Source organism: Paraburkholderia sp. MM5477-R1, assembly GCF_050436385.1.
Taxonomy (GTDB): domain Bacteria; phylum Pseudomonadota; class Gammaproteobacteria; order Burkholderiales; family Burkholderiaceae; genus Paraburkholderia; species Paraburkholderia tuberum.
On record NZ_JBNDMC010000006.1, the window covers coordinates 1,184,654 to 1,203,803 of the forward strand.

At 65.2% G+C, this 19,150-nt stretch carries 20 protein-coding genes; 12 read left to right on the plus strand and 8 right to left on the minus strand.

Annotated features, from left to right (window positions below; translation table 11 throughout):
- Positions 1-67: 67 nt before the first annotated feature.
- Positions 68-1,369 (minus strand): MFS transporter, encoded by a 1,302-nt coding sequence (locus tag OKW35_RS23825; RefSeq protein WP_176078860.1) that lies wholly within the window; start codon positions 1,367-1,369, stop codon positions 68-70.
- Positions 1,370-1,662: 293 nt separating this feature from the next.
- On the opposite strand from OKW35_RS23825, the gene OKW35_RS23830 reads away from it, so the two are divergent.
- From OKW35_RS23830 to OKW35_RS23865, 8 genes are all read left to right on the plus strand, one after another.
- A complete protein-coding gene (locus tag OKW35_RS23830; protein ID WP_429553834.1) occupies positions 1,663-2,370 on the plus strand; it encodes a response regulator transcription factor in 708 nt (235 codons plus the stop codon).
- A gap of 47 nt (positions 2,371-2,417) precedes the next feature.
- A complete protein-coding gene (locus tag OKW35_RS23835) occupies positions 2,418-2,540 on the plus strand; it encodes a hypothetical protein (RefSeq protein ID WP_429402785.1) in 123 nt (40 codons plus the stop codon).
- A gap of 112 nt (positions 2,541-2,652) precedes the next feature.
- Entirely contained in the window at positions 2,653-3,609 is a 957-nt protein-coding gene (locus tag OKW35_RS23840; protein ID WP_429553281.1) for a 4-hydroxyproline epimerase, read from the plus strand.
- Positions 3,606-4,763 (plus strand): NAD(P)/FAD-dependent oxidoreductase, encoded by a 1,158-nt coding sequence (locus OKW35_RS23845; protein ID WP_429553835.1) that lies wholly within the window; start codon positions 3,606-3,608, stop codon positions 4,761-4,763. The genes OKW35_RS23840 and OKW35_RS23845 overlap by 4 nt, the downstream gene beginning before the upstream one ends.
- A complete protein-coding gene (locus tag OKW35_RS23850) occupies positions 4,750-5,025 on the plus strand; it encodes a 2Fe-2S iron-sulfur cluster-binding protein (RefSeq protein WP_429553282.1) in 276 nt (91 codons plus the stop codon). The genes OKW35_RS23845 and OKW35_RS23850 overlap by 14 nt, the downstream gene beginning before the upstream one ends.
- A complete protein-coding gene (locus OKW35_RS23855) occupies positions 5,022-6,314 on the plus strand; it encodes an FAD-dependent oxidoreductase (RefSeq protein WP_429553283.1) in 1,293 nt (430 codons plus the stop codon). The genes OKW35_RS23850 and OKW35_RS23855 overlap by 4 nt, the downstream gene beginning before the upstream one ends.
- 159 nt (positions 6,315-6,473) lie before the next feature.
- Positions 6,474-7,241, plus strand: coding sequence for an AraC family transcriptional regulator (locus tag OKW35_RS23860; protein WP_090806925.1), 768 nt, complete (start codon positions 6,474-6,476; stop codon positions 7,239-7,241).
- Positions 7,242-7,258: 17 nt separating this feature from the next.
- Positions 7,259-7,588, plus strand: a complete 330-nt coding sequence (locus OKW35_RS23865; protein WP_187611238.1) for a hypothetical protein — start codon at positions 7,259-7,261, stop codon at positions 7,586-7,588.
- A gap of 317 nt (positions 7,589-7,905) precedes the next feature.
- On the opposite strand, the gene OKW35_RS23870 is transcribed toward OKW35_RS23865, so the two are convergent.
- The 4 genes from OKW35_RS23870 to OKW35_RS23885 all read right to left on the minus strand — a co-directional run bounded on the left by OKW35_RS23870 (position 7,906) and on the right by OKW35_RS23885 (position 11,431).
- The gene (locus tag OKW35_RS23870) at positions 7,906-8,385 is read right to left on the minus strand and encodes a DUF2778 domain-containing protein (RefSeq protein WP_429353266.1); all 480 of its coding nucleotides are present in this window, start codon (positions 8,383-8,385) and stop codon (positions 7,906-7,908) included.
- Between the two features lie 244 nt (positions 8,386-8,629).
- Positions 8,630-8,884: a hypothetical protein gene (locus tag OKW35_RS23875; protein ID WP_090810191.1), complete on the minus strand. Its 255-nt coding sequence runs from the start codon at positions 8,882-8,884 to the stop codon at positions 8,630-8,632.
- Positions 8,885-9,037: 153 nt separating this feature from the next.
- Complete coding sequence (locus tag OKW35_RS23880; RefSeq protein ID WP_090806920.1) at positions 9,038-9,370, minus strand: hypothetical protein; 333 nt, start codon at positions 9,368-9,370, stop codon at positions 9,038-9,040.
- Positions 9,371-9,538: 168 nt separating this feature from the next.
- Positions 9,539-11,431 carry a bifunctional sugar phosphate isomerase/epimerase/4-hydroxyphenylpyruvate dioxygenase family protein gene (locus OKW35_RS23885; protein WP_090806918.1) on the minus strand — a complete coding sequence of 631 codons (1,893 nt, stop codon included), beginning with the start codon at positions 11,429-11,431 and terminating at the stop codon, positions 9,539-9,541.
- A gap of 319 nt (positions 11,432-11,750) precedes the next feature.
- Between OKW35_RS23885 and aroQ the strand changes: the two genes are divergently transcribed.
- The 3 genes from aroQ to OKW35_RS23900 are packed head-to-tail and all read left to right on the plus strand — an operon-like array spanning position 11,751 to position 14,571.
- A complete protein-coding gene (aroQ, locus tag OKW35_RS23890) occupies positions 11,751-12,206 on the plus strand; it encodes a type II 3-dehydroquinate dehydratase (RefSeq protein ID WP_090806916.1) in 456 nt (151 codons plus the stop codon).
- Positions 12,203-13,153 (plus strand): shikimate dehydrogenase, encoded by a 951-nt coding sequence (locus tag OKW35_RS23895; protein WP_429553284.1) that lies wholly within the window; start codon positions 12,203-12,205, stop codon positions 13,151-13,153. The genes aroQ and OKW35_RS23895 overlap by 4 nt, the downstream gene beginning before the upstream one ends.
- Before the next feature lie 50 nt (positions 13,154-13,203).
- Positions 13,204-14,571: an MFS transporter gene (locus tag OKW35_RS23900; protein WP_429553285.1), complete on the plus strand. Its 1,368-nt coding sequence runs from the start codon at positions 13,204-13,206 to the stop codon at positions 14,569-14,571.
- Between the two features lie 215 nt (positions 14,572-14,786).
- Here the strand turns inward: OKW35_RS23900 and OKW35_RS23905 are convergent, their stop codons facing one another.
- The 3 genes from OKW35_RS23905 to OKW35_RS23915 all read right to left on the minus strand — a co-directional run bounded on the left by OKW35_RS23905 (position 14,787) and on the right by OKW35_RS23915 (position 17,944).
- Complete coding sequence (locus OKW35_RS23905) at positions 14,787-15,527, minus strand: TetR/AcrR family transcriptional regulator (protein ID WP_090806910.1); 741 nt, start codon at positions 15,525-15,527, stop codon at positions 14,787-14,789.
- A 105-nt stretch (positions 15,528-15,632) separates the two neighbouring features.
- Positions 15,633-16,922, minus strand: a complete 1,290-nt coding sequence (locus tag OKW35_RS23910) for an NAD(P)/FAD-dependent oxidoreductase (protein ID WP_429553286.1) — start codon at positions 16,920-16,922, stop codon at positions 15,633-15,635.
- 89 nt (positions 16,923-17,011) lie between these two features.
- Positions 17,012-17,944, minus strand: coding sequence for a dihydrodipicolinate synthase family protein (locus tag OKW35_RS23915; protein ID WP_184064308.1), 933 nt, complete (start codon positions 17,942-17,944; stop codon positions 17,012-17,014).
- A 159-nt stretch (positions 17,945-18,103) separates the two neighbouring features.
- Here OKW35_RS23915 and OKW35_RS23920 point away from each other — a divergent pair, with 159 nt between their 5' ends.
- A complete protein-coding gene (locus OKW35_RS23920; protein WP_184064311.1) occupies positions 18,104-19,042 on the plus strand; it encodes a LysR family transcriptional regulator in 939 nt (312 codons plus the stop codon).
- Positions 19,043-19,150 lie beyond the last annotated feature (108 nt).

Here is a 19,150-nt window from a genome sequence, read left to right on the forward strand (position 1 = left end):
GACTGCATCGTAAGCCCGATGCAGCGCGCCACGTTTCGGCGTGGCGTGAAGTATGGATGTCGCCGGATCAACGCGCCCGCGGCGCATCCTTGATGAACAGCGCGGTCAGCGCGCCCAGCACGCAGATCGCCGCGACGTACAGCGGCGCGGCCAGCGGGTTCGACTTCATCATCAGCGATACGGCGATCGGCGTCAGACCGCCGAACACCGCATACGCGACGTTGTACGAGAACGAGATGCCCGAGAAGCGCACCACCGGCGGGAATCCGCGGACCATCACGAGCGGAATCGCGCCGATCACGCCGACGAAAAGTCCGGCCAGTGCATACAGCGGCACGAGCAGGGACGTATCGACGGCCAACTGGCGAAACATCACGTAGTACGTGATCGCAAGCGCAACACCGCCGACGAAAATCGTGCGACCCGCGCCAATGCGTCCGGCGATCGAACCCGCCACCACGCAGCCGATCGTCAGGCACAGCGTCGCGACACAGTTCGCGAGCAGCGCGGTGGCCGGCTCGATGTGAAATTGCTTTTGCAGCAGCGTCGGCGTCATCAGGATCACGACGACGATCGCCGCCGACAGCATCCAGGTGAGCAGCATCGACACGATCACCGCGCGGCCGTGATCGCGCAGTACGGCCTTCAGCGGCACTTCCGCGGCGATCGCCTTGCGTTGCTTCAGTTCGGCGAACACCGGCGTCTCGTGCAGCCAGCGGCGCAGATAGACCGAGAACATGCCGAACACGCCGCCGATGAGGAACGGAACACGCCACGCATATTCGGAAATATCGGCCGGCGTGAAATGGCGATTGACCGCCGACGCAATCAGCGAGCCGAGCAGAATGCCCGCCGTGAGGCCGGCCGTCAGCGTGCCGCACGCATAGCCGACGTGCCGCCCGGGCACATGCTCTGCGACGAACACCCATGCGCCCGGGACTTCGCCGCCGACCGCCGCGCCCTGCATCACGCGGAACAGCAACAGCAGCACCGGCGCGAGCACGCCGATGCTCGCGTAGGTGGGCATCAGGCCCATCAGCAGCGTCGGCACCGACATCAGCAGCACGCTCAGCGTGAACATGCGCTTGCGGCCGAACAGGTCGCCGAAGTGCGCCATGATGACGCCGCCGAGCGGCCGCGCCAGATAACCGGCCGCGAAAATGCCGAAGGTCTGCACCTGACGCAGCCAGTCCGGCATCGCCGCCGGGAAGAACAGCTGGCCGATCGCCGGCGCGAAGAAAACGAAGATGATGAAGTCGTAGAACTCGAGCGCTCCGCCGAGCGCGGCGAGACCGAGTGTCTTGTAATCGCTGTGCCCAAGCGGGCGGGGGGTGACAGCCTGCGCTCCACCCAGATTTGTCGCTTGCATTGCCATGTCTTCTGATGAATTGTGAGCCACGCGGGAGACGCGTGGACATACGGCGGTCGTCGGGCGAGAAGTGCGGCAGGCGCTGGGTAGAGCACGGGACACGGGCGCGCCGTCCGGATAGGGCGGGCGCGCTGGCGACGGAGGCCGGCGCGGATTTTACAGGATGGAAGCGGAAGTCCTGCGGGAGCGCCCAGTTGGGCGAAGAAAGCGGCGGAAAATAGGAATGCTCCGAAGGGAGGGACCGGGGTGCGGCTCGGAGAATGGCCTGCATGTCCTTGTCGAGAGTCTATCCCATGCGCGTTGCAGTTCTTCAGCGTGACCCGGTCATGCGTCAGTCCATTGAATCAAGTCTGGTGAGAGCCGGCCATTTCTGCGCGGCCTATGACGACGGCGTTGCGTTGTCGAGGTCGCTCGTGCGCTCCACGATGGATCTGCTGGTGCTCGACTGGCAGGATATGCGGCCCGCCCGCGCGGACCTGTTGCGCTCGGTGCGCCGCGTGGCAGGCGAGCACGTGCCGATCATGTTCGTGTCGGACGACGGCTCGGAGGAAAGCATGGTGCGCGCGCTCGCCGGCGGTGCCGACGATTACCTCGCGTTGCCGCTGCGGGACGCCGAGTTTCGCGCGCGAGTCGCGGCGCTTCTGCGGCGCGCGTATCCGGAGCGTTTCAGCGCCGCGACCTGTTTCGAGATCGGCCCCTATTGCTTCGACACGATCCGCCGGGCGGTCACGCTGCGCGGCGAGCCGGTGTCGCTGTCGCCCACCCAGTACCGGATCGCGGCGCTGTTCTTTTCCAACGTCGATCGCGTGATGTCGCGCGACCATATCTTCGCGACGGTGTGGGGCCGCGAACTGCGCGAGTTCACGCGGACCATCGACAGTCACGTTTCGCGGCTGCGTCTGCTGCTCGCGATCGAGCCGCACAATGGTTTCCGGCTGCAGCCGGTATACAGAAGCGGCTACCGGTTGCTGCGGCTTCACGACCATGTGCTCAGGGAGTGAAGATTGGCAGTCGGCGCGCACGGCATGAGGTCGCCACGGCCAGGTATATGCTGAAATCCGCGTTGCAGCCCGTCGCGCTCGCCAGCGGTGTTCATTCTCCTTACCTGTCCGTATCGGTTAGCCGGGTTGCCGCGTTTGCGCCGATGGTCGTCGACGCCGATACCGAATAGCGGGACGTTTCGCGCGCCGCGCGCGCGGCGGCTCACGCATCGCGCCGCTATGCCGAAATCGTCTCAATCCGCGCGTACGCGCACCAAGACCCACCGGCCCGCGATTCCTACCATGGGCGACATGAAAACTCTCAACATCATCGACTCGCACACCGGCGGTGAGCCCACCCGCCTCGTGGTGTCGGGTGGCCCGGATCTGGGCGGCGGCACGCTCGCGCAACGGCTCGAGGTGTTCCGCACTCGCTTCGACGACTGGCGCGCCGGCATCGTCACCGAACCGCGGGGCTCGGACGTGGTGGTCGGCGCGTTGCTCTGCGAGCCCGACGATCCGACTTGCGCGGCCGGCGTGATCTTCTTCAACAACGTCGGCTATCTCGGCATGTGCGGGCACGGCACCATCGGGCTCGTCGTGTCGCTCGCGCACATGGGGCGGATCGGGCCGGGACGACACCGCATCGAAACGCCGGTCGGCATGGTGGAGGCGACGCTGAACGAAGACGGCGGCGTCGCGGTGCGCAACGTGCCCGCGTATCGCCACCGCAAGGCGGTGCAGGTCGACGTGCCAGGCTATGGCGCACTGACCGGCGACATCGGCTGGGGCGGCAACTGGTTTTTCCTCGTCGCCGAGCATGGGCACGAGCTCGAAGCCGCGAACATCGCGAGCCTGACGGCTTTCAGCTCGGCGATTCGCGACGCGCTGATCGCACGGAACATCACCGGCGCGAACGGCGCGCTGATCGACCATATCGAGCTGTTCGGACCGGGCTCGCGCGAGGGCCTCGACAGCCGCAGCTTCGTGCTGTGTCCCGGCAATGCGTACGACCGCTCGCCGTGTGGCACCGGCACGAGCGCGAAGCTCGCGTGTCTCGCGGCCGACGGCAAGCTTGCCGAAGGCGCGGTGTGGCGCCAGGAGAGCATCATCGGCAGCGTGTTCGAGGCGAGCTATCGCACGGCGGGCGACGGCGTCCACGTGATTCCGACCATCACCGGTCACGCGCACATCATGGCCGAAGGGCGTCTGTGTTTCGACGAGCGCGATCCGTTCGCGTGGGGTATCCGTACCGCATGAGCCCGGACGCGCTGATCATCGGAGCGGGTATCGTCGGTGCCGCGTGCGCGGCGGAACTGGCCGCGCTCGGCATGCGCGTCGACGTGCTCGATGCGCAGCGCATCGGCGGCGGCGCGACGGCGGCCGGCATGGGCCATATCGTCGTGATGAACGACTCGCCCGCCGAATTCGCGCTGAGCCGCTATTCGCGCGAGCTATGGCTCGAGCTCGCGCCGCAGCTGCGCGCGCGCGACGCGTTCGCGCGCTGCGGCACGCTGTGGGTCGCAGCCGACGACGAAGAACGGCAAGCCGCCCGCGCAATGCAGGCGGCGTTCGAGAGCCAAGGCGTCGCCGCGCAATTGCTGGACTCGGCCGAACTGCGCGCCTGCGAACCGGCGCTCGCACCGTCGATGGCGGGCGGCTTGCGCATCGAGCACGACAGCATCGTGTATGCGCCGACCGCCGCCGAATGGCTGCTCACGCAGTCGCCGCATGCGGCGAATATCAGCGTGCGACCTGGAGCGCCGGTCGCGTCGGTCGGTGCGGGCGGCGTGACCCTGGCGTGCGGCGAGCGCACCAGCGCGGCGCACGTGGTCGTCGCGAACGGCCTCGGGGCGGCGCAATTGTTGCCGTGGCTGCCGTTGCAGCCGAAGAAAGGCCATCTGCTGATCACCGACCGCTACCCGGGGCTGATCCGTCACCAACTGCTCGAACTTGGCTATATCAAGAGCGCGCATCACGCGAGCGGCCCGTCGGTCGCGTTCAACGCACAGCCGCGTCCGACTGGGCAACTGCTGATCGGCTCGTCGCGCCAGTTCGAAACAACCGATCCCGCCGTCGAGATGCCGGTGCTCGCCCGGATGCTGCAACGCGCCGCGCAGTATCTGCCGGGGTTGCCGGCGCTCAGCGGCATCCGCGCGTGGACGGGGTTTCGCGCGGCGTCGCCGGACGGCCTGCCGCTGATCGGACCGGCCGGCGAGTTCGCGCCCGATGTCGGCTCTGGCTCCGCATCTCGCCTATGGCTCGCGGTCGGCCACGAAGGGCTTGGCGTGACGACCTCGCTCGCGACCGCGAAACTACTCGCGGCGCAGATCGCGGGCCATGCCGCGCCGATTCCGTGCGAACCTTACCTACCGGTGCGTTTTGCAGAGCAGGTGGCCAATGACCGACACTGACGCGGCCCGTATCCGTTTGAGCGTCGACGGCCGCAGCATCGAAGTGATGCCCGGCACGACCATAGCCGCGGCGCTCGCGATCGCGGGTGTGCGCGGCTCGCGGCTGTCGGTCAAGGGCGAGCCGCGCGAAGCCTTGTGCGGGATGGGCGTGTGCCAGGAGTGCCGCGTCACGATCGACGGTCACGCGCACGCGCTCGCGTGCCAGACGCTATGCCGCGACGGCCAGCGCGTGCAGACACGAAACGGGACAGTACACGCATGACGCAGCACTTCGACATCGTGGTGATCGGCGGTGGTCCGGCCGGGCTCAATGCCGCGCGGGCGGCGGCGCAGTCGGGCGCGACTGTCGCGCAGATCGATGACAATCCGCGCGCCGGCGGCCAGGTCTGGCGCCAGGGGCCCGCCTATCCGCCTCAAGCAGCGTTGCATGCGTTGCTCGCGGCGTTGCAATCGCAGCAAAACTTCACTTACTGGCCATCGACGCGCGTGATCGCGCCGCTCGGCGTGCAAGGCTTGCTGCTCGAATCCGCCGAACACGGCGGCGTGTCGATCACCTATGACAGACTGATTCTTGCGACCGGCGCGCGCGAGCGTCTACTGCCGTTTCCCGGCTGGACCTTGCCCGGCGTGACCGGCGCGGGCGCATTGCAGGCGTTGATCAAAGGCGGCATGCCGGTGCGCGACGAACGGATCGTGATCGCCGGCAGCGGCCCGCTGCTGATGGCCGCGCTCGCCACCGCGCGAGAGGCCGGCGCGCGCGTGATCGCGGTGGTCGAGCAGGCATCGGCGGCCGAGGTCGCGCGTTTCGGCGTGTCGCTGCTGCGCGAGCCCGCGAAGCTGCGTCAGGCGATCAGCCTCACGCGCGGCTTCGCGGGACTGCGCTACTGGACCGGCAGCATCGTGAGCGAAGCCCGTGGCGCGCAGCGCGTGCAACAGGTGACGATCCGGCGCGGTGAACGCGAGGTGACGCTCGATTGCGACCGCGTCGCGTGCGGCTTCGGACTGCTGCCGAACGTCACGCTTGCCCAGGCGCTCGGCTGCGCGATCAACGACGCGGGCGAAATCGTCATCGACGACGGACAGCGCACCTCGCTCGAACGCGTTTATGCAGCGGGCGAGTGCACGGGCGTCGGCGGCGCTGAGCTCGCTGGCGCGGAAGGCGAGATCGCCGGTCTCGTGGCGAGCGGCGCGGCGAGCACGCAACGCGCCGCGCTGGCGGCGCTCGTCGCGCAACGCGCTCGCTGGCGGGGCTTTGGCGCGCGCATCGCGGCGTCGTTCGCATTGGGCGAGGCCGCGCGCACGCCGCCCGCCGACGCGACGCTGTTGTGCCGTTGCGAGGACGTGAGCGTCGGCGAGGTGCGCCGCTGCGCCGACTGGCGTGACGCGAAACTGCAGACGCGCTGCGGTATGGGCCCTTGCCAGGGGCGCATCTGCGGGGCGGCTGCGAGCCTGTACTTCGGCTGGCCGGCCGCCGCGGCGCGTCCGCCGTTCAGTCCGGCGCAAATCGGCACGCTGATGAGCGCCGCCGAACCGCCGACTGCGGCGCCATGACGGCTCCGCGCTTACCCTCGGTAGATATTGGCGGGCGACGCGCGGCTCTATAATCGACCGCAATCAACCGCACGAGCAGGCTGCCCGGCCGCACCGGCGCAGCGATCCGCGAACGCAACCTAACGCAATCAACCAGGCACGCACCCACGGAACCGCACGATGAACACGCTGGCGCATCCGCTCGAAACTGACGATACGACGCTGTCCGGCATGCTGTCGCATTTCAGGTTGCTCGAGCCGGTATTCGATGCAATGCCGGACGTCGTGTTCTTCGTCAAGGACGCCGACGCGCGGTATGCGCTCGTCAACCGCACGCTCGCTTCGCGTTGCGGCTTCAAGGAAAAGGCCGCGCTGCTCGGCAAGACCGCGGAAGACGTGTTTCCGCGCCGCTTCGGGCGCATCTATACCGCGCAGGACAAGGCGATCATCGGCGTCGGCAACCAGATGCTCGATCAGCTCGAACTGCATCTGTATCCGGGCCGTCAACCGGGCTGGTGCCTGACCTGCAAACAGCCGTTGCGCGATGCGACGGGCAAGGTGGTCGGCCTCGCCGGCATCTCCCGCGATCTGAAAGCCGACGAAAGCAGCCATCCGGCCTACAGCCGGCTTGCCGCCGTCGTGCAGTCGATCCAGCAGAATTACGTGCAGCCGCTGAACCTGAAGCAGCTTGCGGCGATGGCGGACATGTCGGTCGCGCAGCTGGAGCGCTACTTTCACAAGGTGTTTCATCTGACGCCGCGCCAGGTGCTCCTGAAAACGCGACTCGACGCGGCGACCGCGCTGCTGGTGTCGCACGACAAGGTCACCGACGTCGCCGCGCGTTGCGGCTACACCGATCACAGCGCGTTCACACGGCAATTCAAGGCGACCGTCGGCGTCACACCGACCGAATACCGGATGTTGCTGCACGGTACGCTGCGCGGCTGAACGGCGTCGGGCGTGTCATGGCGGGTCGCGCGCATCACTACTACGTGTACGTCGTCGCGCTCGACGACAAGGTGTGGAACGAGGCGCGCTTTCGTCGCGCGAATCCTGGTTACCGTTTCGACAAGCCGTGCGTGTACGTCGGCATGACGGGGCTCGACCCGGACTTGCGCTTCGATCGGCACAAGGCGGGCATTCAGGCGAATCGCTATGTGCGCGATTACGGCCTGCGTCTGATGCCCGAACTGTACGACGTGTTCAACCCGATGCCTTATCGCGGCGCGCAGGATATGGAAGTGGAATTGGCGATCGGGCTGCGCGAGGCGGGGTATGGGGTATGGCAGGCTTGAAAGGCTTGACGCGGCCGAATTCCATTTTGACGAGCGTGCTCAATGTGCTCGCCGCCATGCGATGACGCTTGCCGGCACTACCAATGCGATGGCGACGATATATCCCGAAACGATCAGCACAAAGTTGCCCCAAGCTTCGACATCGTAGGCGTCGGGCTCCCAATTGGGATATAGGCAACGCAGTAGCCATCGAACGGAACCAGCGAACCATAACGGTATCTGGAACGATAGTTGTTGCGTGCCCCATGCGAGTGCAGTGCCTAATGCGACCCATATCCCAAGTGCACTGATGCACCATCGAAGCAATCGGGCGTCTCTCATCGCACTTCTACTCGCCCGTAAGCTCGCATGTTAGTTCCTGGTATTGGCAGCGTTGGCGAAGTCCGACGGATATAGCGCTGCAGCCGCTCAAAGCCAGCCAGATCTTTTACGGTAATGCAACCTTGGCTTAGATGCCTCGACCCTTCGGGATGAAGGCGGAATTGACCCCGCCGGATGCCTTGAATCATCGTCACGTCGCCGCCGTGAGGATTCCACAGCGTGAACCATTTGTGCCGATCACTACTTCCGAAGTGTTCACCGATAAAGTCCCTTAGTCCCCCGATGCGTCCGCCGGATTGGCGGTCAATCAGGTAGTACGTGCCGGGAGGTATCGGGCCGACATCCACATCCGCGACATTGTCGGGATTGTCCCTGCCGGCTCTCTGACCTGAATAGGCCTCGACCGCGCCAAAGCCTGAACAGACGAATCGTGAAGTTTCTTTCCGATTGAGCTCGAAGGTACAGCTTACAGTCATTGGTTTTTGCTCCAGAATTCCCTGAGGTGGCGGAGCAATGACTATTGCGTGTACGTCGGTGCCAGACAATCGGAGCGTTCTTAAAGATGCCTCGCATGTCTACGAAACTGATGCAGAAGCGCGGCGGTCTGATCTATCGCCAAAAACGTAGGCCACGCTCAATGGCTGTGCCTGAATAGAAAAAAGCCGCGTCAACGCAAAGCGCTGACGCGGCCTCGGATGACCGGGTCGCGAGCCGATCTGCTTACTTCACCCCAAGCCCTCGCAACACCGCATTACCCTCGGACGTCAGACGGATATGCGGCGTGCCCGCATCGTTCGAAACGGTCTCGACGAGACCTGCTTCGTAAAGCTGCGGAATTTCGGGTTTTGCGGATGCATCGATCGGCGCGTGCAGCAGCAGCAGCAGCGTCGCGAGTTCGTGATGGCTCAACAGACGGCGCAGGATAGTAGGCCGTTTCGCCGGTGTTTCGTTGGTGTTGATTTCGGGCTGATTCATGGAGCGCACCTCGTGCGGGGACATGTCCGGGGATCTTGCGGACGAAGTCTTAAACGATTCTTAAGACTCCATTGTCCTGTAACACCGTGACATGAACGTTGCAATGGATCAGATTCCGGCGCCTGCAACTTCGCCTTTATGCGCCACAAAGCCTTATGGCGCGCAGGTTTTGCTTGCCGATTCGATCCACAGGTTGCTTACATGACGCTTGCCCGCGTAGAAACGGTAAGTTGTCGCGCCGTTGTCGCTGCGTACCTTGACGACGTTCGAGTCGCCGAAGTCGAGCATCTGACCCTGCGGGATCCCGGTCGACTTGAACGCGGCGTTGTGATGATTGGCCATCTGCGTCAGACAGGCGACCACGTCGTCGACGGAACGCTGTGTCGTCGTGTCCGTGACGGGTTCGCCGGAATCCGGGTCTTTCTGGAAATACGCACAAGCGCTGAGCAGTAGCGAAAGGGACAGGACTGCAGCGAACTTCTTCATATCTCTCCTGGCGTTGATTCGGCGATTCGGCTGAGCAGGCGCCATTATATCGAGACGGCGAGCCTGTCCCGATCGGGGACGCAGGTCGCGTGCCTGAAAAGACGAAATCCGTATCGACGCGGCGACTTCCAATGACGAAGCCGCCGTCGTGCCTCCGGTGTCCGCCCGTTACTTGCGCCGCTGCGCCTGCGCCGCGAGCCGCACCGCCGCATTGGCCGCGCCGTAGCCGTCATAGCCGCCGCGCCGCTCGACGATCTCGAGGAAGAAGCGCTGGTCCAGTTGCTCCGTATAAGCGTGGAAAAACTCACCGCCGCGTTCGTCGCGGTCGTACAGGATATTGTTCGCGCGCATCGCTTCGAGCAGCGTGTCGGACAGCGCGTAGCGGGCCGCGAGGTCGTCGTAGTAATTGCGCGGAATGCGCAGGATCGGCACGCCGTCGGCGACGAACTCGGGGAGAGCGCTGAAGATGTCGCCGGTACTGAACGCGACGTGGTTCAGTCCGGAGCCGTGATACGTGTGCAGCGCCTCGGCCACCGCCGTATGGCGATCCACCGATGCATTCAGCGCGATCCGCACCGAGCCATCGGGGCTGCGCAGCGCGCGGCTGCGCACGAGGCCGTACGGATCGGGAACGAGCACCCCCGGCTCGGCCAGGAAGCCGAACGCGGTGCGCAGAAACAGCACCCACGTATCGAGCGCGCTCGCCGGCACCGACAGACACACGTGATCGATGCGCTCGAGCGGTCCCACCTCGGTCGGGCCGTTGACGTCGGTCAGCACGAAATCGGCCTCGAACAGCGTGGGCTGATCGGGCGTTTCGTCAACGAAATAGTTGAGACTGCCATCCGGCGCCTGCACGGCCGGCAGCACGCGCTCGTTCGGCCCGATCTGGCCGGAGAACGGCGCGTAGCCAAAGCCGGCCGCGCGCTCGAATGCGTGGCTCGCGTCATCGACACGAAACGCCGATGCGCACAGCGACAACCCATGCTGCTGAAAAAACGCGTTCGCGAACGAATCAGGCTCGGCGTTCAGCACGATCGAGGCCGCGCCGTGCTGATACAGCGTTACGTCCTTCGAGCGATGCTGGCCGGCCTGGCGAAAGCGCAGCTTGCCGAGCCAGTCGGCTAGCTGCGTGCGCGTGGTGTGATCGACCGCGAATTCGAGGAACTGATAGCCGACGTGCGCGGGCGCGGCGGGCGAGCGGTACAGGCCGCCTGTCGTTTTGCGCGGCTGCTGTTGCTCTTCGAGCAGCGCGCGAGTTTGCTCTTCGAGGAACAACAACGAGCGATGGCCATCGGCGGCCGTGATCGTGGTGGGGGCGGCGCGAAAGCCGTCGTTGAAGATTTCCAGCGAAAGCGGGCCCTTGTAGCCGGCTTTGACGACCTGCGCGGTGAAGTTCGCGAGATCGAAGTCGCCCTGGCCGGGGAAGCAGCGGTAGTGGCGGCTCCATTCGAGCACGTCCATCGCAAGCTTCGGCGCGTCCGCGATCTGCACGAACGCGATGCGCTCGCCAGGAATGTCGGCGATCGCGTCGGGCGTGTCGTTCAGCGACAGCGTATGAAAGCTGTCGAGCACGAGCCCGAGATTCGGATGATTCACGGCGTCGACAAGCTTCCACGCGTGGCGATAGGTCTTTACGTGCCTGCCCCAGGCGAGCGCTTCGTAACCGGCGAGCACGCCAGCCGCTTCTGCCGCGCGGGCGAGCGCGCCCAACTGGTCGATCATCAGCGAGTCGTCGCAGATCGTGTCCGGCGACACGTTGCTGCACACGAGGATGCGGTCCGTGCCTAGCTCGTGCATTACGTCGAACTTGCGCTTCGCGCGGTCGAGATTACGCTCGAGCCGTTCGGGACTGACACCGTCGAAATCGCGAAACGGCTGGAACAGCATGATCTTCAGGCCGAGGTCGTCGGCGATGCGGCGCACGTCGGCGGGCGAGCCGTCGAAATACAGCAGGTCGTTCTCGAAGATTTCGACACCTTCGAAACCCGCCGCGCGGATCGCGCTCAGCTTCTCGACGAGAGTGCCGCTAATCGACACGGTGGCAATCGAACGTTGCATGAACGGCTCCTGCAAAAACGGACAAACGAGGGGGAAACTCAGAGAAAAACCGCGGCGGCGCGCCTGGAGGCGCGGCCTGCCGGGCTTGCTGCAATGCGCAAAAACGAGCTAGTTCGTTACGCACTGAAGCAAGACGCAGGCCAGAATACCCCACACTACCCGGGAGTTTCGACAGTCTATACAAACTAACTAGATGGTACAAATTCGTAGAAACCCCGAATGACGACGACGGCCGATGCGCGCACACTTCGCCATTCGTCGAAGAACCGCCGCGGGTGCCGCGGTTCGAGTCGCGCCTTATTTTGCGGGAGTCGTTGTCATGAGCTTTGCCTCCGTACTGGTCCTGAACGGACCGAACCTCAATCTGCTCGGCACGCGCGAGCCGGCCATCTATGGCGCGCAAACGCTCGACGACGTCGCGACGCTGTGCCGCGACGCGGGCGAGCGCCTCGACCTCGCGATCGACTTCTGCCAGTCGAACGCCGAGCATCAGCTGATCGACTGGCTGCACGCGGCGCGCACCAAGGTCGACGGCGTCGTGATCAATCCGGCCGCTTACACCCATACGTCGGTCGCGATCGCCGACGCATTGAGCGCGATCGAAAAGCCCGTCATCGAGGTGCATATCTCGAACGTGCATCGGCGCGAAGCGTTCCGGCATCACTCGTACGTGTCGGCGGTGGCGGACGCGATCATCGTCGGCTGTGGCACGCAGGGCTATGTGCTCGCGCTGGAACGGATGGCGACGATTCTTAAGAATAGGGCGGCGAAATGAACACTCAAGCGAACACTCAAGCGAACACTCGGGGAAATTCCCGGACCGACGCGCAGATCGCCGCGTTGGCCAATGCGCAGGCGAGCTTGCGGGCCACTCCCCACTCCTTTCTGGTCGGCCTGATCGGCTCGGGCATCAGCGGTTCGCTCACGCCCGCGATGCACGAGGAAGAGGGCAGCAAGCTCGGACTGCACTATGTCTATCGACGCATCGATCTCGATGCGCAGAAGCTCGACACCGCCGCGCTGCCGGAGCTGCTGACGGCGGCCGAACGGATGGGTTACAACGGCCTGAACATCACGTATCCGTGCAAGCAGGCGGTGATTCCGCTGCTCGACGAACTGTCCGACGACGCCCGCGCGCTCGGCGCGGTCAACACCGTGCTGTTCAAGGACGGCAAGCGCATCGGTCACAACACTGACTGGTCCGGCTTCGCGCGTGCGTTCCAGCGCGGCCTGCCGGACGTGTCGCTGGAACGCGTCGTGCAGCTTGGCGCCGGCGGCGCCGGCGCGGCGGTCGCGCACGCGGCGCTGAACATGGGCGCGCAGTCGCTGACGCTGTTCGACGTCGATGCCGCCCGCGCGCAGTCGCTCGCCGACGAGTTACAGGCGCGTTTCCCGAAAGCCAAGGTCAGCGCGGGCACGTCGCTCGAAGAATCGCTCGGCGCCGCGCAAGGCCTGATTCACGCTACGCCGACCGGTATGGCTAAAATGCCGGGCCTGCCGCTGCCGGCCGAATTGCTGCACCGCGACCTGTGGGTCGCCGACATCGTCTATTTTCCGATTCGCACCGCGCTGCTGCAGGCGGCCGAGGCGCTTGGCTGCCGCACGCTGAGTGGCGGCGGCATGGCGGTCTACCAGGCGGTCGACGCCATGCGTATTTTCACGGGCCTCGAGCCGGACGCCGAGCGCGTCTACACCCACTTTCAATCGTTGTTGCAACGCTAACCGGCCGCGTAGAGACCGGCACCCAAGCTGATCGAGGAGACAAGCACGCCATGACGCAATCGTTCCAATCCAGCTCCGCGGGCTCGCCCGCGCAGAACAACGCGGCGAGCCCCGCGCGCCGTTCGAAAGCCCGTTACAAGATCCTCGCGCTGCTCGCGGTCGGCACGATGATCAACTATCTCGACCGCACCGTGCTCGGCATCGCGGCACCGCAGCTGACGAAGGAGCTCGGCATCAACGCCGCGCTGATGGGCCTGCTGTTCTCGGTGTTTTCGTGGAGCTACGTGGCCTCGCAGATTCCGGGCGGCCTGTTTCTCGACCGCTTCGGCAGCAAGCTCACATACTTCCTGTCGATGACGTTCTGGTCGCTCTGCACGCTCGCGCAAGGGCTCGTGGGGAGCATCGGCGGGCTGTTCGCCTTCCGTCTCGGCCTCGGCGTTTCGGAGGCGCCATGCTTTCCGACCAATAGCCGCGTGGTCGCCACGTGGTTTCCGCAAAGCGAGCGCGCGATGGCGACCGGCACCTACACGGTCGGCGAATATATCGGCCTCGCGTTTTTCAGCCCGTTCCTGTTCATGCTGATGGGCGCATTCGGCTGGCGCTCGCTGTTCCTCGTGGTCGGCGGCGTCGGTATCGCGTTCGGCGTGGTGTGGTGGCTGCTGTATCGCGAGCCGAGCGATCATCCGTCGGCGAATCAGGAAGAGCTCGACTATATCGAGGCGGGCGGCGGTCTCACGCAACGCAACAAGGATGTCGCGGGTGCAGCCGATGCTGCGGCATCGAAGAAGAGCGGCTTCCAATGGGGCACGATTGGCCAACTGCTCAAGCATCGCCAGTTGACCGGCATCTGCCTCGGCCAGTTCGCGGGCAATTCGACGCTGGTGTTCTTCCTCACGTGGTTCCCGACGTATCTCGCCACCGAACGTCATATGGCGTGGCTGAAGATCGGCTTCTTCGCGATCATGCCGTTCATCGCGGCTTCGATCGGCGTGATGTTCGGCGGCGTGTTCTCCGACTGGCTGCTGCGCCGTGGCAAATCGCCGAACGTCGCGCGCAAGCTGCCGATCATCGCGGGTCTGCTGCTCGCGTCGACGATCATTCTCGCCAACTATGTCCAGAGCAACGTCGTGGTGATCGCGATTCTGTCGGTGGCGTTCTTCGCGCAGGGCATGGCCGCGCTCGGCTGGACGCTGGTGTCGGATATCGCGCCCGAGGGCTTGCTCGGCGTGACCGGCGGCATCTTCAACTTCGCCGCGAACCTGGCGGGTATCGTGACGCCGCTCGTGGTGGGCCTGATCGTCGCGGCGACCGGTTCGTTCGTGGGCGCGCTGGTGTTTATCGGTGTCATCGCGTTGATCGGCGCGCTGTCGTATATCTTCGTCGTCGGCGATATCAAGCGGATCGTGCTGGTGGATTGAGTCTTCCCGCTGAGCCGTCGCTTCATGTGACGGTCGTAGTTCCCTTCGAATCCCCGGTTGTCGTCGCGGTGCGGCGGCAACCACGTCGACTGCCGTCACCGGTTTGCCGGGGCAGCAAGCCGCTGAACGCGCTGCGTTTCTCGAAGCGATAAAAAACGGGATGTGGCTTTCACCACATCCCGTTTCCATTTCAGCCGGTCGCCGCGCAACCGGCGTCAATCGTCCTTCTTCACGAACCGCAAGATCGCATCGACGATCATCGCCCGATGCCGCGCCCGCAGCCGCGGATGCGACGGATCGCGCCCAAACGCGGTGCCGAACGTATGCCGGTTGCCCACGCGATGGAAACACAGCGAGCTGATCATCAGATGCAGATCGATCGGATCGATGTCGCTGCGGAACTGGCCCGCCGCGATGCCGCGCGCGAGCAGATCCTCGATCGTGTGAATCACGGTGACGTTGCGTCCTTTGAACGTCTTGACCTGCTCGACGTACTTCGCGCCGTGAATGTTTTCGATCGTCACGAGGCGCACGAAATCGCGCTGGCGGTCGTGGTAGTCGAACGTGAATTCGACCAGCGCGCGCATGCCTTCGACCGGATCGAGTTCGCTGATGTGCAGGTCCTGTTCGAGCGCGCGAATGTCTCCATACACCTTTTCCAGCACCGCCTGGTACAACCCTTCCTTGCTGCCGAAGTAGTAGTACAGCATGCGCTTGGTGGTGTTCGTGCGTTCCGCGATCGCGTCGACGCGGGCACCCGTCAGCCCCATCGCGGAGAACTCCTGGGTCGCGACGTCGAGGATGTTGCGCTTAGTCTGCTCGGGATCGTATTTGCGTGGGGCGTCCACACGCGGGGCGTCGGTACGCCTAGCGCCGGTACGTCGCGCGTCGGCGTGCGGCGTGCCAGACACGATGCCGTTGGTATCAGGCTCGGCGGCCTTGCTTCCCTTTTTCATTGTGGTTTCGAGCGGCAGTGACGGCGCATTCTAGCATGGCGAAATGGGCCTCTGGCGTGGGTCCCGGGCATCGACGAAGGCATCTCGAAGGAGCTTGCGTGGCGCTTACGCGACCGGGCGCGTGGGCCGGCGGCGCGCGGCGAGTGCGTCGCGTGTTTGCATCGCGGTGTACGTGAGCTGCGCGGCCGCGAGGCCGAGCGCGCCGTACGTGCGCGTGAGGCCGAAGGTCGCGAACGCGTCGGGCACCGGCCGTTCACCGGAGATAGCCGCGGCCAGCAGTTCGCCCGACACCGTGGTCGGCGCCATGCCGTGTCCGCCGAAACCGACCGCGTACCAGACGCCGTCCGTGCTTTGGCCGATCTGCGGCATCTTGTGTCGCGCGTAGCTCATCAGGCCGCCCCATGCGTGCTCGATGCGCACGTCGCACAGCTGCGGATAGACCTTCAGCAGGTCCTGTCGCAACAGACGCGCGATCGCCTCGGGCTCGCGGTCGCGCACGGAGATGCGGCCGCCCCACAGGATGCGCGTGTCGGGCAACGGGCGGTAGTAGTCGAACGCGAAGCGGGTGTCATAGATCGCGGCGCGTGTGGCGATTGCGTCGTGCAAGCGTTCGCCGAGCGGCTCCGTTGCCATCACGTAGGTGGCGATAGGCAGCACCGCGCGCTCGACGCGCGCGTACACGTTGCGTGCATAGCCGCCGCCTGCCATCACGACGTGACGCGCGTCGAGCGCACCTCGCGGCGTCTCGACGACGAAGCCCGCGCCGTCGCGCCGCAAGCTGACGACCGGCGAGCGCTCGTGTATCGTCACGCCCGCTTGCGCGGCCGCCGCGGCGACGCCGACAACGTACTTGAGCGGATGAAAATGGAACGCGTTGCGCTCGAACAGGCCGCCGTGATAGCGGCTCGTTTTCAGTTGCGCGGCGAGTTGGTTGGCAGCGATCGGTTCCCAGTCGACGCCGAACGAATCGCGCATCAGACGCCGTTGGGCTTCGAGACGCGCAGGTTCGTCGAACCAGTTCGCGAGGATCACGCCGGCATCGGTCGCGTCGCAATCGATCCGATAGCGCGCAATTCGCTTGCGCATCAGCTCGACCGCGTCGGTGGTCAGCGCATAGAGTTCGCGCGCGCGAGTCGGCCCGAGCGTCTTCAGCAGGTCGGCGCAATCGAGGCTGTAGCCGCCGAACACGAAGCCGCCGTTGCGTCCCGATGCGCCGAAGCCGACCTGCTGCGCCTCGAGCACGACGACGTCTTCGACGCCGCGTTCGGCGAGTCCTAGCGCGGTGGAGAGTCCCGCAAGTCCGCCGCCGACGATGCAGACGTGCGCGCTGCGTCGGCCGTTGAGCGGCGCGCAGGCGGAGGAGCGGGTGACGGTGGCTTCGTAGAAACTTTGCATGGGGCCATAGGTTAGCGGCAATCGCGTGTGCCCGTCCAGCCCGCGTGAGCCCGCACGTCGACGGGCGCCCCGCCGCGCTTCGCTCTGCGTTATCGACCCCAGCGCAACACCAGCGGATCGAGCCGGCGTGCGATCTTCAACAGCCCTTCGCGCGTCGCCGGATGCATCTGCGGCAGCGGGTGACGCACCGCGTCCGAACCGATCACGCCGCCTTCTTTCATCAGCGCCTTGCACGATGCGAGGCCGCCCTGGCGATTCTCGTAGTTGATCAGCGGCAGCCACTGCTGATAGTGCGCGGCGGCGGCCTCGGTATCACCGGCCGCATAGGCATCGACGATCAGGCGGATGCCATCGGCATAACCGCCGCCCGTCATCGAGCCGGTCGCGCCCGCATCGAGGTCGGCCATCAGCGTGATCGCTTCCTCGCCGTCCCACGGACCGACGATCGCGTCGCCGCCCAGTTCGATCAGCTCGCGCAGCTTGTTCGCGGCCTGCGGCGTTTCGATCTTGAAGTACGACACGTTGTCGATCTCGCGCGCCATGCGAGCGAGGAACGGCGCGGACAACGGCGTGCCGCTGACCGCCGCGTCCTGGATCATGATCGGAATCTGGATGGCATCGGACACCGTACGATAGAACTCGTAGATGCCGCGCTCGCCGATGCGGATCGTCGCGCCGTGATACGGCGGCATGACCATCACCATCGCGGCGCCCGCGGCCTGCGCTGCGCGGCTGCGCTCCGCGCACTGGTACGAGCTGAAGTGCGTGGTCGTGACGATCACCGGCACGCGGCCCGCGACGTGTTCGAGCGCGAGATGCATCAGTGTGTTGCGCTCGTCGTCGGACAGCGCGAACTGCTCGGAGAAGTTCGCGAGAATGCACAGGCCGTTCGAGCCGGCGTCGATCATGAAATCGAGGCAGCGCTTCTGGCCTTCGAGGTCGAGACGCCCGGCGTCGTCGAAGATCGTCGGCACGACGGGGAAGACGCCGCGCAGGGCGGGAGAGTGTGACGCTTGGCTCATGGCGATGTGGTCCGTACGGGGATGGAAGGATTGCGCTCGAGCCCGCGAACGGGCGGCGCAACTGGATGAATGTCTCCTTCGGCGACTATACGGCGCTGGGCCTCGCGGGTATATTGAATTGTTTCCATATCGTGATCGCTTTTGCGACTCACCCCGCCGATGAAAGACACGCTCAACGTCCTGCTGTCGAAGCTGCGCATGAAGCAGCTGCATCTGCTGATCGCGCTCGACGATCACAAATCGCTGCACAAAGCGGCCGGCGTGATGTCGATGACGCAATCGGCGGCGAGCAAGGCGCTGCAGGAGCTCGAATCGATGCTCGACGCGCCGCTTTTCGAGCGCTCGAAAAGCGGCATGATCCCGAACCAGCTCGGTCATTGCGTGATCCGATATGCGCGCGTCGTGACGTCGGACCTCACCGCGCTCTGCCAGGACGTCGCCGAAATTCGTTCGGGGCGCGGCGGGCGGCTCGCGCTCGGCGCGATCATGGGCGCGATTCCCGACTGCGTGGTGCCCGCGCTGAATCAATTGCATGCGGCGCAACCGGCTCTGTCGATCGAAGTGGTCGAGGACACCAGCGCACGAATGCTCGCACAGCTCGACGACGGGCGGCTCGATCTGGTGGTCGGCCGAGCGGCGGTCGCGGCCGATCCGTCGAAGTATCAGTATCGGCCGCTCGGCGACGAGCCGTTGGCGGTGGTGGTCGGTTATCAGCATGTGCCGTTGCCGCGCCGCGAGATGATGTTGCGCGATCTCGCCGGGCATCGCTGGGTCATGTATCCGTCACACATGCCGCTGCATGCGCTGCTCGAACGCGAGATGGATCTCGCCGGCCTCGACATGCCCGACAATCCGATTTCGACGGCTTCCACATTCGTGACAGTTGCACTGCTGCAAAGCAGCGCCGAACTCGTTTCGCTGCTGCCGAGCGCAATTGCTGGGCCGTTCGTGCGGCACAAGATGCTGCGCGTCGTGCCGGTCAGGCTCAAATCGCCATCGCAGACGTTCGGCATCGTCACGCGCAAGGGCGGCGTGCTGTCGCCGCCGGCGGAACGGTTTATCGCGCTGTTGCGTGCACAGACGAAAGCGCGAATTTAGGCGCTGCGCAAACAGGTTGCTCCGCTGTCCGCCCGGTTGCCGGTAAGAATGCCAGCCAAAAAGCGACTTTCTTTCGGCAAGGCCCGCCAGAAACGGCAAAACCGCCCG

What these genes read in the sequence shown, in the direction of transcription:
- OKW35_RS23830 (WP_429553834.1), top strand. Translation starts at nt 1,663, where the DNA reads ATGCGCGTTGCAGTTCTTCAGCGTGACCCGGTCATGCGTCAGTCCATT.
- OKW35_RS23870 (WP_429353266.1), bottom strand. Translation starts at nt 8,385, where the DNA reads ATGACTGTAAGCTGTACCTTCGAGCTCAATCGGAAAGAAACTTCACGA.
- OKW35_RS23895 (WP_429553284.1), top strand. Translation starts at nt 12,203, where the DNA reads ATGAACACTCAAGCGAACACTCAAGCGAACACTCGGGGAAATTCCCGG.
- aroQ (WP_090806916.1), top strand. Translation starts at nt 11,751, where the DNA reads ATGAGCTTTGCCTCCGTACTGGTCCTGAACGGACCGAACCTCAATCTG.
- OKW35_RS23855 (WP_429553283.1), top strand. Translation starts at nt 5,022, where the DNA reads ATGACGCAGCACTTCGACATCGTGGTGATCGGCGGTGGTCCGGCCGGG.
- OKW35_RS23825 (WP_176078860.1), bottom strand. Translation starts at nt 1,369, where the DNA reads ATGCAAGCGACAAATCTGGGTGGAGCGCAGGCTGTCACCCCCCGCCCG.
- OKW35_RS23880 (WP_090806920.1), bottom strand. Translation starts at nt 9,370, where the DNA reads ATGAAGAAGTTCGCTGCAGTCCTGTCCCTTTCGCTACTGCTCAGCGCT.
- OKW35_RS23920 (WP_184064311.1), top strand. Translation starts at nt 18,104, where the DNA reads ATGAAAGACACGCTCAACGTCCTGCTGTCGAAGCTGCGCATGAAGCAG.
- OKW35_RS23865 (WP_187611238.1), top strand. Translation starts at nt 7,259, where the DNA reads ATGGCGGGTCGCGCGCATCACTACTACGTGTACGTCGTCGCGCTCGAC.
- OKW35_RS23845 (WP_429553835.1), top strand. Translation starts at nt 3,606, where the DNA reads ATGAGCCCGGACGCGCTGATCATCGGAGCGGGTATCGTCGGTGCCGCG.
- OKW35_RS23905 (WP_090806910.1), bottom strand. Translation starts at nt 15,527, where the DNA reads ATGAAAAAGGGAAGCAAGGCCGCCGAGCCTGATACCAACGGCATCGTG.
- OKW35_RS23885 (WP_090806918.1), bottom strand. Translation starts at nt 11,431, where the DNA reads ATGCAACGTTCGATTGCCACCGTGTCGATTAGCGGCACTCTCGTCGAG.
- OKW35_RS23875 (WP_090810191.1), bottom strand. Translation starts at nt 8,884, where the DNA reads ATGAATCAGCCCGAAATCAACACCAACGAAACACCGGCGAAACGGCCT.
- OKW35_RS23910 (WP_429553286.1), bottom strand. Translation starts at nt 16,922, where the DNA reads ATGCAAAGTTTCTACGAAGCCACCGTCACCCGCTCCTCCGCCTGCGCG.
- OKW35_RS23850 (WP_429553282.1), top strand. Translation starts at nt 4,750, where the DNA reads ATGACCGACACTGACGCGGCCCGTATCCGTTTGAGCGTCGACGGCCGC.
- OKW35_RS23915 (WP_184064308.1), bottom strand. Translation starts at nt 17,944, where the DNA reads ATGAGCCAAGCGTCACACTCTCCCGCCCTGCGCGGCGTCTTCCCCGTC.
- OKW35_RS23860 (WP_090806925.1), top strand. Translation starts at nt 6,474, where the DNA reads ATGAACACGCTGGCGCATCCGCTCGAAACTGACGATACGACGCTGTCC.
- OKW35_RS23900 (WP_429553285.1), top strand. Translation starts at nt 13,204, where the DNA reads ATGACGCAATCGTTCCAATCCAGCTCCGCGGGCTCGCCCGCGCAGAAC.
- OKW35_RS23840 (WP_429553281.1), top strand. Translation starts at nt 2,653, where the DNA reads ATGGGCGACATGAAAACTCTCAACATCATCGACTCGCACACCGGCGGT.
- OKW35_RS23835 (WP_429402785.1), top strand. Translation starts at nt 2,418, where the DNA reads ATGCTGAAATCCGCGTTGCAGCCCGTCGCGCTCGCCAGCGGTGTTCAT.